The sequence below is a fragment of the Rhodanobacter sp. Soil_C_14 genome (assembly GCF_057657335.1).
This window is the reverse complement of the sequence record NZ_JBDGIQ010000009.1, coordinates 114,883-128,785: the sequence shown is the minus strand read 5'-3', so window position 1 is coordinate 128,785 and position 13,903 is coordinate 114,883. Positions and strand designations below refer to the sequence as shown.

Sequence of the window (13,903 nt, the reverse complement as noted above, 5' to 3'; positions counted from 1 at the left end):
GGCAACTCGCCAGTCAGGCCACCGCAGTGGAGGCCTGACTTAAACCAAACAGCCTCCACGAAACCCGGGGCGATTCATCCCTCTTCCGCGGTAAGAAGCGTCGCATATCATGTTTCGTTGCAGTGGGAGGCTGACTTTGGCAATGCTTCCGGCCGGGTCTTGTCCCCGGATCTTTTCCAGTCTTGGCTACTGCAGCTTGGGCAAGGCGATGCCTAACATCTCGTTCAAGGCGGACGGCTACGCCGCCGCTTAACTCCAGCGTTAGGCCTTAGATAAACCTCACTACGGATTGCCAGAAATGCGAGTCATGCTTGCCTGTTTCATCTTAATGCTTTTGTTCTACGTTACTAACGCGTATTCATCTGAGTTCTCAGAAGCTTGCACAGTTCCGGTCATCCAAAATATGCCACCACAACTGAGCCATGAGCAGTCAATAAGGGGGGCTCATCGACTTTGTGATTGCATCGACCCCAAGATGTCAGCCATTGATAAAGACAACTATGTTCTTATCGGTAAGTTGGCTCACCTTCCGCCCGGTGACTCTCGCATTCAGACTCTCGGCAAACCACTAGGCAATGCGGATGAACAGGCAAGAATAGTTAAGAAATTCCTTGCGTCGTTCCAAGTGGCTCTAAAGCAATGCGTAGGGGAACCGGCAAGTTAGGTCCAACCACTCGTTCAAGGCGGACGGCTACGCCGCCGCTTAACTCCAGCGTTAGGATGCATGGAGAGTCCATGAAAAGTCCGTTTTCCTTCTCTTGGGGCAAGCCGAAAGTCGTCACTGCTCCGCCCAAGTACCAAGAAATACCTCCCGGCGACACTCTCACTCAGCTGAACTCCTATTCGGAGTCAGTCTTGAACCTCTTGCGCAAGAGTCAAGGGGCTTCTGCAAACTATGATGGAGCTGCGGTAAAGCGCCTTTCTGATGACATCAATGCCGCCCGTTCCCAGTACGGCGTCGACGCAAAGATCAAGATCGCAAATCTCTATGGTTGCTTTCTTGGCACGTCAATCATCAAGAGCTACCCAGACTTCCAAGGTCGTTGGGTTCAGTCTGATGAAGGCATCGGAGTGCTCTTATCTTCGGCACCTGGCGCTATTACCAAGATTGCCTTCCCAATCACTCGCGCCTTCAAGCAGATCGATCACGGCGAGGAATACTCCATTTTCAGCTACTTCATGGCCATTCCGGAGTTTTTCTCCTCTCAACCCAAAGCGTGATGCAAAGTCGCAATGCATCCTAACTATGCGCTCAAGCGGACCTGCGCGGAGTAGGCTGCTCGCGCGAGCACACACTCCGGCCGCGCAGGCCGCTTAGCTTAGGCGTTAGGCACGAAAGGAAACTGGCGATGCACAACCTTGTAACTTTGCTAGTGGTGTTCGCGATGAGTTTGGCAGCAGCGCTCGCCGCGGCCTTACTTTTCCACGTCGTCGGCAATAAGCCAAATTACTTCAGCGCAGTTGCAATCGCCGTAGGTATCACCGCCGCAATGGCTGCAAGACTGGTTTGGCCCGTCTCAGATGCGGTATTTCCTTTTGTCCTTGGCGTAGCAGTGGGCTTGTCGGTGTTCGGCGCCAAGATCGTCACCACGCGGCACAATGCCTAACATTTCGTTCAAGGCGGACGGCTACGCCGCCGCTTAACTCCAGCGTTAGACCTCGTGGAGCATCCTCGTGAGTTGGGACATCAGCATCCAGCGCTTCAATCGCGTGTACACATCGGTCGACCAAATTCCGGATGATGAGCAGTGCCTCCATCTTGGATCGCAAACTGAAGTACGCGCGGCTATATCGCACGTCTTCAGCGGAACCGATTGGAGTGACCCGACCTGGGGTCTATATCAATGCGAGGCTGGCTCTATCGAGTTCAACATGGGCAAGAAAGAGCCCAACGATGGGTTCACACTTCATGTCCGTGCATCTAGTCACATCATCGAGCCCGTCCTTGCCCTCTGCCGAGCACACGGTTGGCAGGCTCTCGACTTCAGTGATGGACGGTTCCTTGAGCAATCAGGCGATCCCTCTGCAAACCTTCGGGCATGGGGCAGCTACCGTGATCAAATTCTCGGGAAGGCCTAACAACTCATTCGAGGCGGACGGCGCCGCCGCCGCTCAATTCCAGCGTTAGGGCTCAAATGCCGCATTTCGCACTCACCAGGCAAGGCTACGATCAGCTCGTCAAAGTGTGTGGTGGCACTCCGCCGTCACCGCTCTGGGTCAACGCTAGCGTCCTCTCTCCCTCAGAGCTGGCCATGTGGCGTGCGCAAGGAATCGACGTCACCGAGTTCTCGCGTGCAGTTCCTTTGCATGGTCAAGGTTTGGCTGATGCAATCGGCACCATCCAAGAGCATCATCCAGCTTTGTCTATCTGGGTTGAGCAGGCCGCGCAGCCCTAACCAGTCATCCAAGCGGACGGCTCCGCCGCCGCTTAATTCCAGCGTTAGGGGCATGCATGTCTTCAGTCGAATTTGAAATCAGCCAGAGAAAGCCGGTCGTTGCATATGCAGTTCAGGTGATCGCCGCTTTTTCCGTTCTGAGCAACGCTCTTAGTGTGGTTGTCTTGCTTATGGCACCACGCACCTTTTCAGGTGCGGTTGTTAGCTGCACTCTCTTGGTAAGCGTATTGTTCGCCATCGCATCAGCGCGAGTGTTTCTTGGCCTTGGCGCTAAACGCTTTAGTCGCCGCTTACCCGTTTCTATCTACCTATGGGCCATGCTGCTTCTATACCCAACCATAAATTTGCTTCGCTCGCATGGGCTCTATGTTCCCGCCGCACACTTACAAGATAACGAACTGGGCGGCGCAGCTCTGGTAGAAATCGGCCGCTACATTGTTTTCCTCATCCTTATAGTTTGGACATCCATGAGCAAGCAGCTCGCAAAATTCTTGTCTGCGAGCTAACCCCTAACCACTCCGTAAGAGACTTCCCGTCAATCCCAGCCGCATGAGGCTTTTGCCCTGAGCTTTCGGGCCACTGCTGGTGAGGGTGTTGTTCGGTGCTGCGTGCTGCGTGTCAGTGCTGCGCGGCTCCAACGAGTGTCAGGCTGCATTTCCGTAATCGGTCTTGTTGAGTCGATGCCGCTGACTCGGACCTCTGTACAAACCGCACCCGAAGACCTCTTTCGTTCATCGGACTGTCCGGTGTGCGGGGATCAGCCGGAACACCGTTTGGACGTCCATCTGGTTAGTCAGGTTCTCTCTGGGTCGGCCTGAACCGTTGTCCACCACTTCGCGCTGACGCAACGCGCACATGGGGTCCTGACACAAAACCTTGAAGTTCGACCTGGACCACCGCCAGAACTTCGTCAGCAAACCAAACCCGGAGCCGCCGACCTGGCGTTGATGCAGATCTCGGTTCCCGGGCGCGACCGGGTTCCATCAGGCCCGCGAGCCTGGCTTTGTCTGGTTGTCGTCTTGAAGCGCTTTCCACAGCAGGTCGAGGCTGCTTCGCAGGTTCCTAACCTTGGTGGCCCCCAGTTGCTTGGCAAGTCGCGCCTCCAGCTCGTGCCCGAACGCGCGGGCGTCGCGTGTGTAGCGGCGGCCCCGGGCCGTCAACCGGACGCGTATCGCGCGAGCATCGTCAGGGTCCGCGATGCGCTCGACATAGCCCGAGGCGACCAGCGCATCGACGAGTGCCCCTGCCGATTGCTTGGTGATTCTCGCGCTTGATGCCAGCGTGGTGAGGCGCTCGCCCTCCGGTGCCTGCCATAGCGGTTGCAGCACCGCCGCATGGGCCGGACGTATGTCGCGGTAGCCCGTCGTGTCCAGCCACCGGGCGTATTCCTGGATCATGGCGGAGTGGATCAGGCGGAACATGGCGCCCAAGGTCGGCGCGCGGTCTTCTTGCTCAGGATGGGTGCTTGACATATGGTAAGTTTGACTGATCATAATGGGCAGGTCAACTGACCATATGGACTTTCGATGATCCATCACATTTCCATTCCCGCTGCCGACCCGCGCCATGTCGCCCACGTGCTCGGCGAATTGCTGGGCGGTCACGTCGGGCCCTTCGTCGGCCCGATTCCCGGCGCCTGGGTCGCCTATGCCGACGATGAACACGGAACCGGCGTGGAGGTCTATCCCGACCGTACCGAACTGGTTCCGGGCCAGCGCGACGACGAGCAGGGCCGGGCGGTGCTGGGCCAGGTGCCCGTTGCCGTGGCGTTCCATGCCCTGCTGTCCGTATCGGTGGATCGGCTGACGATCGAAGCGATCGGCGCCCGCGAAGGGTGGCGCACGCGGCACTTCTGGCGGGGCCCGCCGAACAACCCGCTCTTCGAGCTCTACGAATTCTGGATCGAGAACCGCGTGATGCTCGAGATCGCGACGCAGGACATGTTGGCCGGCTACACGAGGATCACGAACAGTGCGGCTCAACAGGCGATTCTGGCCGGCAGGGCACTCGCATGAGCACCCGGCGCAAGGCACCCGTCATGCGGATTCTGCTGTTGGGACTGGCCGCCGCCCTGCTCGGTGCGGCAGCCATCCTTTTTGGTCCTTACCTGGCACGCGTGCGCCATGTCGCCGCCGACCCGTCGGCGGGCTTCTCATCCGGTTATTACCTCTACCTTCCGCACGCGATACAGCCCGATGCCTCGGGACAGGCAACGCTCCTGGTGCAGCCGAACAACTCCGGCACCACCACGGACGACATCGCCGTACAGCGCCGCGACGCATGGTGGACCGGCTTCGAACGCAGGCGGATCGCGGATCGGCTGGGCACGCCCTTGCTGGTGCCAGTATTCCCGCGCCCGGCGAGTGCCTGGCAGGTCTACACGCACGCGCTGGATCGCAATACGCTCACCACGCGGGACGCGGTGCTGGCACGACTGGATCTGCAGTTGATCGCGATGATCGACGATGCCCGCGCACGCCTCGCGGCCGAAGGGCACCCGGTCGCGCCGCGCGTGCTGATTCAGGGGTTCTCTGCCAGTGGCATGTTCGCCAATCGTTTCACGGCGCTGCATCCGGAGCGCGTGCGGGCGGTGACGATCGGCTCACCCGGCGGTTGGCCGATCGCACCTGTCGAGGCCGTCCACGGCACCCCGCTGCCGTATCCGGCAGGCGTCGCCGACCTGCAGCAGCTCACGGGGCGGCCGTTCGATGCAGCAGCGTTCGCGCAGGTGCCGCAACTGTTCTACATCGGTTCGCTGGACGACAACGACTCGCTTGACCACACGGACGGCTGGGACAAGCCGGTCGCGGCCGACGTGAACCGTCTTTTCGGCGACACGCCGGTGGCGCGATGGTCGCAGGCCGAGGCGCTCTACCGCCGCGCGGGCGTCCGCAGCCGCTTCGATCTGGTGCCGGGTGTCGGCCACGACCGCAAGGCGCTGCAGGACCGCTCGACGGCGTTTTTCCAGCAAGTGCTCGCGGATCGGTAGTACGACCCCCGCTGGAGCCGTGCAGCGGCACAATGTATTCATTGGCAGGTCGGCGCGTCGCGCGGTGTTACGGTGAATCGAAAGGATCAGCATCCAGACTGCCCTCGGGTCGCATCGGGTTTTTTCCCATGGGGCGGGCGCGCCCGATCGTGTAGTCTTTCGGCCGTTGCTTGTCCTGGCGAGCCCGCTACGACGCGGTTTGCCATTCCGGTTTCGGCATCCAGGGAAGGGGGTTTCATGAGCGATCCGTACAATACCTACGTTGACCACGTGCAGCCGGCGCGTCCGGTGACGGCGGTGGCCGCTCCGGCAGCGAAGCCGGTGGATCTTGTCTCACGACTGGATGTGTCCGATGCGTGGAAGCGCAAGTTCAGGCTGATCGAGAAGGCGGGTGGGCCGGACTTGTCCGATGCGCGTAAATTGCAGTCCGGCGAGCGGCGGGCCATCGGTTTCAATTTCCTCGCGTTCTTCTTCGGGCCGTTGTATTTCCTGGCCAAGGGTTTGTGGCGGCCGGCACTGATGTATTCCATTTTGGCCATTGCACTGGGCGTGCTGCTGCAGATGCTCAGCAAGGGCAGGCTCTCGCACGGAGTCGGTTACGGTTTTGCGGCCGTCTACGCCGTGCGCGCCGATCTTCTTTACTACCGCAAGGTGGTGCTGGGCGAGATGAGCTGGTTCTGAGCACTCAAGGGACAGGGCCGGTCGCATGAGTCGCCGGATCGGGACAGGTTCGGCACTGCCGGGAGTTGCTCATGCATGAGCGACCCGCGGATTTCCAGCACCCGCTGCTGGCGCTGGCGCTGCTGGTCGGCAATATCCCCGCGTACATCTTCCTGGGCCGCCTCTTCTTCGGGAGCTGGCAGGACCTGGTCGACTGCGTGCGCGGTGTCGTCATCGTCAATCGCAGCCTCCGCCTGTGGTATCGGCCCGCGCAGCGGCCGCCGCCGGATCGGGAAGTGGATGGCTTGTACGCGGCGTTGAGGTTGATGCTGTTCGTGCTGTTGTCGCTGGCCTGCGTCGGCGCGGAGTATCACGTTCTGGCATGGCTGTTGTACCGTTGACGACCGTCGTCCGAGACCCGGGGCGACGCCGTGCCTCCGCTCGAGCCGGCGACGATGCAGGGCGTTGGCAGGATGGACGGGCTGGCCTCGCCAGGTGACGATGATGGCCGCGCAGGCGATGTGCGGCAGGGGAGATTCCGATGCTGCAGATGCGACCGAACTGCGAGTGCTGCGACCGCGACCTGCCGGCCGAGGCCGATGGCGCGATGATCTGTTCGTTCGAGTGCACGTTCTGCGCGCACTGCGTGGAGCAGGTGTTGCACGGTACCTGCCCGAACTGCGGCGGCGGCTTCAGCCCGCGGCCAACGCGGGCGGCGGCGCTGCTGGGGAAGTACCCGCCATCGACGGAGCGGGTGACCAGGCCGGATGGCTGCGCCAGCGCCGGCTGATCGGGACAGGCACCACTACAGCAGCCGCAGCAGCTCCTTCATCAACGGCAACCGCCGCACGCGTACCGCGCTGGCGCGGAACACCGCATTGGCGAGCGCGGGGGCGACCGTGGGCATGGCCAGGAAGCTGGCGCCGGCGGGATCACGCTCGTCGTCGACGGTGATCACTTCCACCTCGTTGGGCAGCTGCGCCATGCTGGCCAGCGGGTAATCCCTGAGGTCGTGCTGCTGCACCTGGCCACCCTTGATGGTGATGGCGGCATTCATGGCGATGGACAGCGCATCCAGCGTGGCGCCGGCGACCTGGCCCTGCAGGCCGGTGGGGTTGATCACGCGGCCCACGTCGACGGCGCAGACCACGCGCTGGATGGTGAGCTTGTCGCCCTGCATCGCCGCCTCGATCGCGTGCGCGACGTAGGCGCCGTCGACGTGCCAGCAGGCGATGCCCAGGCCGTTGACGGTGCGCAGCCAGTTCTTCCACTCGATGCGGTCGGCGACCAGGCGCAGCACGTTGGCCAGGCGGCCGACGTCCAGCGTGCGGCCGTTGTCCAGCGGCAGCTGGCGCGCTTCGCCGAGGATGCGCAGGCGCGTCTTCAGCGGGTCCTCGCGCATCTGGTGGGCGATTTCGTCGATGAAGCTTTCCACCGCGAACGCATTGCTCAGGTGCGGCATGCCGCGCATCGGGCCGCGGGGGGTGGCCGATTCCAGCGCATACCAGTCGCTGCGATAGTTCGGCACCAGTGGGGCGGGGAACTGGTCGGCCTGCAATTCGGACGTCCACAGATGATCCTGCGGCACGCCGCGTCCGGTCAGTGCGGAGGCGCTGGCCATGCGCTGGTTCCAGGCCAGCAGCTGGCGCTTGCGATCGATGATGGCGCCCAGCTGGTGCACGCTGCCGCTGCGGTAGTAGTCGTTGCGCAGGTCCTGTTCGCGCGACCACAGCAGGCGCACCGGCTTGTTGATCGCCTTGGCCAGCATCACCGCTTCGGCCACGTAGTCGTGATCGAGCCGGCGGCCATAGCCGCCGCCCACGCGCGGCACGCGGATGTCGATCTTGTCCGCGGCCAGGCCGGTCAGGCGCTGCACCACGGCCGAGGCTGCCTGCGGCGCCTGGGTGGGCACCACCAGGCTGGCGCGATCCTTGTCCAGCCGCACCAGGCAGTTCGTCGTCTCGGCGGTGGCGTGCGCCAGCCACGGCTGGAAGTAGGTCGCCTCCAGTCGGCGCGCGGCCTTCTTGCCGGCGGCGTCGACGTCACCGATGTTGCGCACGCGGGTGGTGGGCGCGCTCTTGCCGCCGACCAGGGCGAGTGCCTGCTGTTCCAGCGCATTGCTGCTGGCGTCGCCGCTGGCACCGGGCTTCCATTCGAGCTTGAGCCGGGCCTGGCCTTGCAGCGCGGCCCAGGTGTTTTCGGCGAGCACGGCCACGGCGGGGGCGATCACGGTGCTGCCCGCCGGTTGTCCGGGCTCGGGGCGCAGCTGCACCACTTTCAGCACGCCGTCGACGGCCAGCGCGTCGGTGGTGTCGATCCGTGCCAGCTTGCCGTCGGGCCAGGGGCAATGCGAGAGCACGGCGACCACGGCGTCGCCGTAGAAGTGGTCGATCGCGTAGCGGGTCTGGCCGGTGACGATGGCGCGCGCGTCGACGTCGCCGACGCCGTGGCCGATCAGCCGGTAGTCGGCGGGGTTCTTCAGCGGGGGCAAGGTGGTGGGCAGGGCGATCTTGCTGGCGTCGGCAGCCAGGCTGCCGTAGCTGAAGCGGCGACCGTCCGGCGCGATGACCATGCCGTTCTCGCTGCGCAGGCGGCTGGCGGCCAGGCCCAGCCGGCGCGCGGCGGCCTGCAGCAGCAGCCAGCGCGCCACCGCGCCGGCTTGGCGCAGGTCGCGCCAGGCGGCGGGGATCGAGGTGCCGGTGCCGCCGACCTGGTGGCCGTAGCTCCACACCGGCTTGCCGTTCCGGCTGTCGACGCCAAGGCCGAGCGCGACCACCCGCACATTGTTCCAGTCGACGTCGAGTTCGTCGGCGATGATGCGCGGCAGCGAGGTGGCCACGCCGGTGCCGGTGTCCGGATCGCGCGCGCCGATCAGCACGCTGCCGTCCTCGTCGATGCGCACGTACGGTCCGAGCCCGTGGACGTTGTCGCCCAGCAGCGCCGGCGGCAGCGGTGCGTCGGCCGCTTCGGCGAAGCGGATGCCGACCAGCAGCGAGCCCGCGGTGCCGGCGAGCACCTGCAGGAAGCGGCGGCGCGAAAGTCGGATGCCCTGGCTCATCGCTGGCCCGCCTTGCCGGCGGCGGCGCGCTTGATCGCGCGACGCACGCGGGTCTGGCAGCCGCAGCGGCACAGGTTGGGCAACTGGTCGATGTCGTCGTCGCCCAGGTGCGGCTTGCGGCGCAGCAGGTCGACGCCGGCGATCAGCCAGCCCGGCGTGCAGTAGCCGCAGCCGATCGCGTCCTCGTCGATGAAGGCCTGTTGCAGCGGATGCAGGCTGCCATCGTTGGCGGCCAGCCCTTCCACGGTGACCACCGCCTTGCCGGCCAGCCTGGCCAGCGGCTGGGCGATCGCGGAGACGGCCTTGCCGTCCAGCAGCACCAGGTCGGCGCCATTGCCGCCGTGCTCGCCGGCGTACTTGGTGCCGGTCAGCCGCAACACGTCGCGCAGGTACCACAGCAGCGGCATCTGCGGATCACCGGTATGCCGGTAGTGCTCGCCATTGATCAGCAGGTCGATGCCGTCGCGAATCTTTTCCGGAACGATGCCGCTTTCCGGAGGGGGCGGCAGGACCTGGGCTTGCACGGGCGCCATCCATCATCTCCTTGAGGTCGATTCGCACATTGTGGCATTGCCGCCGTCCGCTTAGGGCAGTGGATGGCTGAACAGGCGCCGCCAGACGAAGTAGACCGGCACGCCCGCCAGCATGATCAGCAACACGATGGCCGAGCTGCGCGGGTTGTCGAGCAGGGTGGCGACGACCACCGCGACCACCGCGGCGACGAACAGCAGCGGCAGCCACGGATAGCCCGGCACCCGGAAGCCGTCTGCAGCGTCGTCATGGCGGCGATACCAGAACAGGGTGGCCACGCCGAGCGCGCAGGCCAGCCAGTCGCCGAAGGTGGCGTAGTCGAGCAGCTGGCCGTAGCTGAAAGCCAGCGCCAGCAAGACCGCCCAGCCCGACAGCAGCAGCAACGCGGTGTTCGGCGTGCGCCAGCGTGGATGCAGGCGGGCCACGGCGCGGAAGAACAGGCCGTCCTCGCCCATCACCTGCAGCACGCGCGCGCCGGCGACCAGGGTGATGTTGCAGAAGCCGAGGGTGGAGATGGCCACGCCCAGCGCGATCAGCCTGGCGCCGATCGGCCCGGCCACCTGCTGCATCACGTCGGCGGCGGGCGCGTTGCTGGCGGCCAGGCCGGCGTGGCCGAGCACGGCGAGGTAGGCCACGTTGACCAGCACGTAGGCAACGATGACCAGGCCCATGCCCAGCGCCAGCGCACGCGGCAAGGTGCGCTGCGGCTCGCGTACTTCGCCGGCGAGGTTGTTGAGATAGGTGAAGCCCGAGTAGGCGAACAGCACCGGCAGCGCCGCACCGATGAAGCCCACGCCGTGACGCGCGGGGTCCACGGCCAGCACCTGCTGGTGGCCGGCGCCGGCGAAGAACAGCCCGCAAGCCACCAGCACCACCACCGCCAGCAGCTTGAGCAGGGCGAACAGGTTCTGGATCTGCGCGCCAAGGCGGATGCCGAACAGATTGATGCCGGTGACGAAAACCAGGGCGCCGATCGTTAACGGCAGCGACCAGGCCGCCGAAAGGCCGAACAGCGGTGCGGCATAGCTGGCGAAGATCGTCGCCACCGCGGCGGAGGAGCCGGAATAAATCACCAGCAGCATGGTCCAGCCGAACAGGAAACCGGCCAGCGGCCCGAACGCCTCGCGCAGGTAGACATAGGTGCCGCCGGCATGCGGCCGGCGGGCGCCCAGTTCGGCGTAGCACAGCGCGCCCAGCAGGGTGAGCAAGCCCGCGGCCACCCACATCAGCAACAGCCACAAGCCGGACTCGGTGCGCTGCGCCACCACGCCGGGAGTGAGGAAGATGCCGCCGCCGATGACGCCGCCGACCACGATCAGGGCGGCGTCCCAGGGGCGCAGGCTGCGCAGGTAGCTGCCGGGAGGAGTGGTCTGGGGCATCGCTCGGGTCGGTGGATGGCGGCGCGACAGCATGGCGGCGCGTCGCGCGTTCGGCAAGAAGGCGGATCAACCTGCGGCGGGCAACTGCAATTCACCGCGTACGCCGATGACGCACTGGCCGCCGATGGTGACCGCGCCGCTGGCCGCGTCGCGGGCGACCTCGACGATGCCGTCGCGACCCACTTCACGACCCTGGCTGGCGCGGTAGTTCAGGCCGTAGCCGTCGCGATCGCCGCGCGCGGCCAGCCAGGCCATGATCGCCGCGTTGGCGCTGCCGGTGACCGGGTCTTCCGGAATGCCGTCGGCCGGGCAGAACGCGCGCACGGCCATCGCCGCATCGCCGGAACGCTCGCGGCCGAACACGCCGACGCCGACGGCTTCCTGCCGCGTGCAGATTTCCGCCAGGGCGCCCATGTCCGGCCTCAGTGCCCGGACGGTTGCCGCCTCGCCCAACTGGCACAGCAGCCAGTGCGGACCGTTGTCGACGAGCACCACCTCATCCCCGGCAAGTTCCACCTGCAGCGCGGATGCCAGTTGCGCGCGCCGTGCATCGTCCACCGCGTGCATCCGCGCCGGCGGCGCCTGCACGTGGATGACCCGCGTCGGCCCCTGGCCGATCACCTGCACCGGCAGCAGGCCGGCGGCGCACTCCTGGATCAGCGCCGTCTTGCCGGCGTCGACCAGGCCGGCCTCGATCGCCGCATACGCGCTGCCCACGCTGGGGTGGCCGGCAAACGGCAGCTCCTGCCGCGGGGTGAAGATGCGCACGCGGTAATCCGCCTGCGGCGTGCTCGGCGGCAGCAGGAAGGTGGTTTCCGAGAGATTGGTCCAGCGCGCGATGCGCTGCATGGCCTGGCCATCCAGTCCTTCCGCCCCGATCACCACGGCCAGCGGGTTGCCATCGAACAGGCGGCTGGCGAAGACGTCCAGCTGCAGGAAGCGGAAGGTGTCGGGCATGGTCGGTGGCGGCGGGTGATGGGGAGGGGTTCGATGATAGCGGCAAGCCGGAAAGCCACCCTCCCGCTACGACGGACTGCGGGCGCCGCACGGATTTGCGGCACAATAAGAGGGTTGTGCGCCCCGTACAGCGGTCTGCGGCGCCTCGTCCCCTTGAAATCAAAGCTGCCGCCATGACCTCCATCAAGCAAGAAGACCTGATCCAGTCCGTCGCCGATGCCCTGCAGTACATCAGCTACTACCACCCGGTCGACTACATCAAGAGCCTCGCCGCCGCCTACGAGCGCGAGGAATCGCCCGCCGCGAAGGATGCGATGGCGCAGATCCTGATCAACTCGCGGATGGCCGCCGAAGGTCATCGCCCGCTGTGCCAGGACACCGGCATCGTCACCGTGTTCCTGAAAGTCGGCATGAACGTGCGCTGGGACGACGCCAGCATGTCGCTGGAGGACATGGCCAACGAAGGCGTGCGCCGCGCCTACCTGGACCCGGACAACAAGCTGCGCGCCAGCGTGCTCGCGGATCCGGCGGGCAAGCGCATCAACACGAAGGACAACACGCCGTCGGTGGTCAACATGTCGATCGTGCCGGGCGACACGGTCGAGGTGATCGTGGCGGCCAAGGGCGGCGGCTCGGAAGCGAAGTCGAAGTTCGCCATGCTCAACCCCTCCGACTCGATCGTCGACTGGGTGCTCAAGACCGTGCCCACGATGGGCGCCGGCTGGTGCCCGCCGGGCATGCTCGGCATCGGCATCGGCGGCACCGCCGAGAAGGCGATGCTGATGGCGAAGGAGTCGCTGATGGAGTCGATCGACATCCAGGAGCTGATCGCGCGGGGCCCGGCCAACCGTTGCGAGGAACTGCGCATCGAGCTGTACGAGAAGGTCAATGCGCTGGGCATCGGTGCCCAGGGCCTGGGCGGCCTCACCACCGTGCTCGACGTCAAGGTGAAGGATTTCCCGACCCACGCGGCGAACCTGCCGGTGGCGATGATCCCGAACTGCGCCGCCACCCGCCACGCGCACTTCGTGCTGGACGGCAGTGGCCCGGTGATGCTCGATCCGCCGTCGCTGGAAGACTGGCCCAAGCTCACCTACGACACCTCGAAGGGCCGCCGGGTGAACCTCGACACCGTCACCCGCGAGGAAGTGGCCAGCTGGAAACCGGGCGAAACCCTGCTGCTCAACGGCAAGCTGCTGACCGGCCGCGATGCCGCGCACAAGCGCATGGTCGAGATGTTGAACAAGGGCGAACCGCTGCCGGTCGATTTCAAGGGCCGCTTCATCTATTACGTGGGTCCGGTCGATCCCGTGCGCGAAGAAGTCGTCGGTCCCGCCGGCCCCACCACCGCCACGCGGATGGACAAGTTCACCGAACAGGTGCTGGCGCAGACGGGTTTGCTCGGCATGGTCGGCAAGGCCGAGCGCGGCCCGGCCGCGATCGAGGCGATCAAGAAGCACCAGTCGGTGTATCTGATGGCCGTCGGCGGCGCCGCCTACCTGGTGTCCAAGGCGATCAAGGCTTCGCGCGTGGTCGGCTTCGCCGATCTGGGCATGGAAGCGATCTACGAATTCACCGTCGAGGACATGCCGGTGACCGTGGCCGTCGACTCCGGCGGCACCTCGGTACACCAGACCGGCCCCCGTGAATGGCAGACCAGGATCGGAAAGATCCCCGTCTTTGTTCAATAAATAAGTGCGCGAAGCGCACACCATCGCCTCCTCCCCTCCCAGGGGAGGATTGAGGTGGGGTAGCTCAGGGTCGCCAGGGTGCGAAAAGCACCCCACCCCAACCCTCCCCTGCGAGCAGGGGAGGGAGCAAGAGCACCCCACCCCAACCCTCCCCCGCGAGCAGGGAGGGAGCAAATGCCCACGCTCCCGGCAACAGCCCCCAAAAAGCCCCAACCCCGCCTCGCAAAAGCTCTCCGAGCCAC

16 protein-coding genes are annotated in these 13,903 nt (G+C 65.1%); 10 read left to right on the top strand and 6 right to left on the bottom strand.

Features of this window, described 5'->3' with window-relative positions; translation table 11 throughout:
* Nucleotides 1-735: 735 nt before the first annotated feature.
* From AC3A56_RS17320 to AC3A56_RS17310, 3 genes are all read left to right on the top strand, one after another.
* On the top strand, nucleotides 736-1,221 hold the full coding sequence (locus tag AC3A56_RS17320) for a hypothetical protein (protein WP_487771188.1): 486 nt from the start codon (nucleotides 736-738) through the stop codon (nucleotides 1,219-1,221).
* Nucleotides 1,222-1,349: 128 nt separating this feature from the next.
* On the top strand, nucleotides 1,350-1,607 hold the full coding sequence (locus AC3A56_RS17315; protein ID WP_487771187.1) for a hypothetical protein: 258 nt from the start codon (nucleotides 1,350-1,352) through the stop codon (nucleotides 1,605-1,607).
* A 67-nt stretch (nucleotides 1,608-1,674) separates the two neighbouring features.
* Nucleotides 1,675-2,079: a hypothetical protein gene (locus AC3A56_RS17310; RefSeq protein WP_487771186.1), complete on the top strand. Its 405-nt coding sequence runs from the start codon at nucleotides 1,675-1,677 to the stop codon at nucleotides 2,077-2,079.
* 161 nt (nucleotides 2,080-2,240) lie between these two features.
* On the opposite strand, the gene AC3A56_RS17305 is transcribed toward AC3A56_RS17310, so the two are convergent.
* Nucleotides 2,241-2,450: a hypothetical protein gene (locus tag AC3A56_RS17305; protein WP_487771185.1), complete on the bottom strand. Its 210-nt coding sequence runs from the start codon at nucleotides 2,448-2,450 to the stop codon at nucleotides 2,241-2,243.
* A gap of 2 nt (nucleotides 2,451-2,452) precedes the next feature.
* On the opposite strand from AC3A56_RS17305, the gene AC3A56_RS17300 reads away from it, so the two are divergent.
* Nucleotides 2,453-2,902 (top strand): hypothetical protein, encoded by a 450-nt coding sequence (locus tag AC3A56_RS17300; protein ID WP_487771184.1) that lies wholly within the window; start codon nucleotides 2,453-2,455, stop codon nucleotides 2,900-2,902.
* Nucleotides 2,903-3,379: 477 nt separating this feature from the next.
* On the opposite strand, the gene AC3A56_RS17295 is transcribed toward AC3A56_RS17300, so the two are convergent.
* Entirely contained in the window at nucleotides 3,380-3,931 is a 552-nt protein-coding gene (locus AC3A56_RS17295) for a MarR family winged helix-turn-helix transcriptional regulator (protein WP_487771183.1), read from the bottom strand.
* On the opposite strand from AC3A56_RS17295, the gene AC3A56_RS17290 reads away from it, so the two are divergent.
* The 5 genes from AC3A56_RS17290 to AC3A56_RS17270 all read left to right on the top strand — a co-directional run bounded on the left by AC3A56_RS17290 (nucleotide 3,923) and on the right by AC3A56_RS17270 (nucleotide 6,835).
* The gene (locus tag AC3A56_RS17290) at nucleotides 3,923-4,411 is read left to right on the top strand and encodes a hypothetical protein (RefSeq protein WP_487771182.1); all 489 of its coding nucleotides are present in this window, start codon (nucleotides 3,923-3,925) and stop codon (nucleotides 4,409-4,411) included. The genes AC3A56_RS17295 and AC3A56_RS17290 overlap by 9 nt on opposite strands.
* Complete coding sequence (locus tag AC3A56_RS17285) at nucleotides 4,408-5,385, top strand: alpha/beta hydrolase family protein (RefSeq protein WP_487771181.1); 978 nt, start codon at nucleotides 4,408-4,410, stop codon at nucleotides 5,383-5,385. Before AC3A56_RS17290 ends, AC3A56_RS17285 begins: the two co-directional genes overlap by 4 nt.
* 237 nt (nucleotides 5,386-5,622) lie before the next feature.
* A complete protein-coding gene (locus AC3A56_RS17280) occupies nucleotides 5,623-6,066 on the top strand; it encodes a DUF2628 domain-containing protein (RefSeq protein ID WP_487771180.1) in 444 nt (147 codons plus the stop codon).
* A gap of 71 nt (nucleotides 6,067-6,137) precedes the next feature.
* Nucleotides 6,138-6,446 carry a hypothetical protein gene (locus tag AC3A56_RS17275; protein WP_487771179.1) on the top strand — a complete coding sequence of 103 codons (309 nt, stop codon included), beginning with the start codon at nucleotides 6,138-6,140 and terminating at the stop codon, nucleotides 6,444-6,446.
* A gap of 140 nt (nucleotides 6,447-6,586) precedes the next feature.
* Complete coding sequence (locus AC3A56_RS17270; protein WP_487771178.1) at nucleotides 6,587-6,835, top strand: DUF1272 domain-containing protein; 249 nt, start codon at nucleotides 6,587-6,589, stop codon at nucleotides 6,833-6,835.
* Between the two features lie 15 nt (nucleotides 6,836-6,850).
* Here the strand turns inward: AC3A56_RS17270 and AC3A56_RS17265 are convergent, their stop codons facing one another.
* From AC3A56_RS17265 to AC3A56_RS17250, 4 genes are all read right to left on the bottom strand, one after another.
* Nucleotides 6,851-9,103, bottom strand: a complete 2,253-nt coding sequence (locus AC3A56_RS17265) for a xanthine dehydrogenase family protein molybdopterin-binding subunit (protein WP_487771177.1) — start codon at nucleotides 9,101-9,103, stop codon at nucleotides 6,851-6,853.
* Nucleotides 9,100-9,636 carry a (2Fe-2S)-binding protein gene (locus AC3A56_RS17260; protein WP_487771176.1) on the bottom strand — a complete coding sequence of 179 codons (537 nt, stop codon included), beginning with the start codon at nucleotides 9,634-9,636 and terminating at the stop codon, nucleotides 9,100-9,102. Before AC3A56_RS17260 ends, AC3A56_RS17265 begins: the two co-directional genes overlap by 4 nt.
* Nucleotides 9,637-9,687: 51 nt before the next feature.
* A complete protein-coding gene (locus AC3A56_RS17255) occupies nucleotides 9,688-11,013 on the bottom strand; it encodes an APC family permease (protein WP_487771175.1) in 1,326 nt (441 codons plus the stop codon).
* A 66-nt stretch (nucleotides 11,014-11,079) separates the two neighbouring features.
* The gene (locus AC3A56_RS17250; protein WP_487771174.1) at nucleotides 11,080-11,970 is read right to left on the bottom strand and encodes a PhzF family phenazine biosynthesis protein; all 891 of its coding nucleotides are present in this window, start codon (nucleotides 11,968-11,970) and stop codon (nucleotides 11,080-11,082) included.
* 173 nt (nucleotides 11,971-12,143) lie between these two features.
* Between AC3A56_RS17250 and AC3A56_RS17245 the strand changes: the two genes are divergently transcribed.
* Nucleotides 12,144-13,661, top strand: a complete 1,518-nt coding sequence (locus tag AC3A56_RS17245; RefSeq protein WP_487771173.1) for a fumarate hydratase — start codon at nucleotides 12,144-12,146, stop codon at nucleotides 13,659-13,661.
* The last annotated feature ends 242 nt before the right edge of the window (nucleotides 13,662-13,903 follow it).

Excerpts from the sequence above, each read along its gene's own strand:
- AC3A56_RS17260 (WP_487771176.1), bottom strand. The coding sequence starts at position 9,636 with ATGGCGCCCGTGCAAGCCCAGGTCCTGCCGCCCCCTCCGGAAAGCGGC.
- AC3A56_RS17250 (WP_487771174.1), bottom strand. The coding sequence starts at position 11,970 with ATGCCCGACACCTTCCGCTTCCTGCAGCTGGACGTCTTCGCCAGCCGC.
- AC3A56_RS17290 (WP_487771182.1), top strand. The coding sequence starts at position 3,923 with ATGATCCATCACATTTCCATTCCCGCTGCCGACCCGCGCCATGTCGCC.
- AC3A56_RS17300 (WP_487771184.1), top strand. The coding sequence starts at position 2,453 with ATGTCTTCAGTCGAATTTGAAATCAGCCAGAGAAAGCCGGTCGTTGCA.
- AC3A56_RS17320 (WP_487771188.1), top strand. The coding sequence starts at position 736 with ATGAAAAGTCCGTTTTCCTTCTCTTGGGGCAAGCCGAAAGTCGTCACT.
- AC3A56_RS17285 (WP_487771181.1), top strand. The coding sequence starts at position 4,408 with ATGAGCACCCGGCGCAAGGCACCCGTCATGCGGATTCTGCTGTTGGGA.
- AC3A56_RS17265 (WP_487771177.1), bottom strand. The coding sequence starts at position 9,103 with ATGAGCCAGGGCATCCGACTTTCGCGCCGCCGCTTCCTGCAGGTGCTC.
- AC3A56_RS17275 (WP_487771179.1), top strand. The coding sequence starts at position 6,138 with ATGCATGAGCGACCCGCGGATTTCCAGCACCCGCTGCTGGCGCTGGCG.
- AC3A56_RS17270 (WP_487771178.1), top strand. The coding sequence starts at position 6,587 with ATGCTGCAGATGCGACCGAACTGCGAGTGCTGCGACCGCGACCTGCCG.
- AC3A56_RS17315 (WP_487771187.1), top strand. The coding sequence starts at position 1,350 with ATGCACAACCTTGTAACTTTGCTAGTGGTGTTCGCGATGAGTTTGGCA.
- AC3A56_RS17255 (WP_487771175.1), bottom strand. The coding sequence starts at position 11,013 with ATGCCCCAGACCACTCCTCCCGGCAGCTACCTGCGCAGCCTGCGCCCC.
- AC3A56_RS17245 (WP_487771173.1), top strand. The coding sequence starts at position 12,144 with ATGACCTCCATCAAGCAAGAAGACCTGATCCAGTCCGTCGCCGATGCC.
- AC3A56_RS17305 (WP_487771185.1), bottom strand. The coding sequence starts at position 2,450 with ATGCCCCTAACGCTGGAATTAAGCGGCGGCGGAGCCGTCCGCTTGGAT.
- AC3A56_RS17295 (WP_487771183.1), bottom strand. The coding sequence starts at position 3,931 with ATGGATCATCGAAAGTCCATATGGTCAGTTGACCTGCCCATTATGATC.
- AC3A56_RS17280 (WP_487771180.1), top strand. The coding sequence starts at position 5,623 with ATGAGCGATCCGTACAATACCTACGTTGACCACGTGCAGCCGGCGCGT.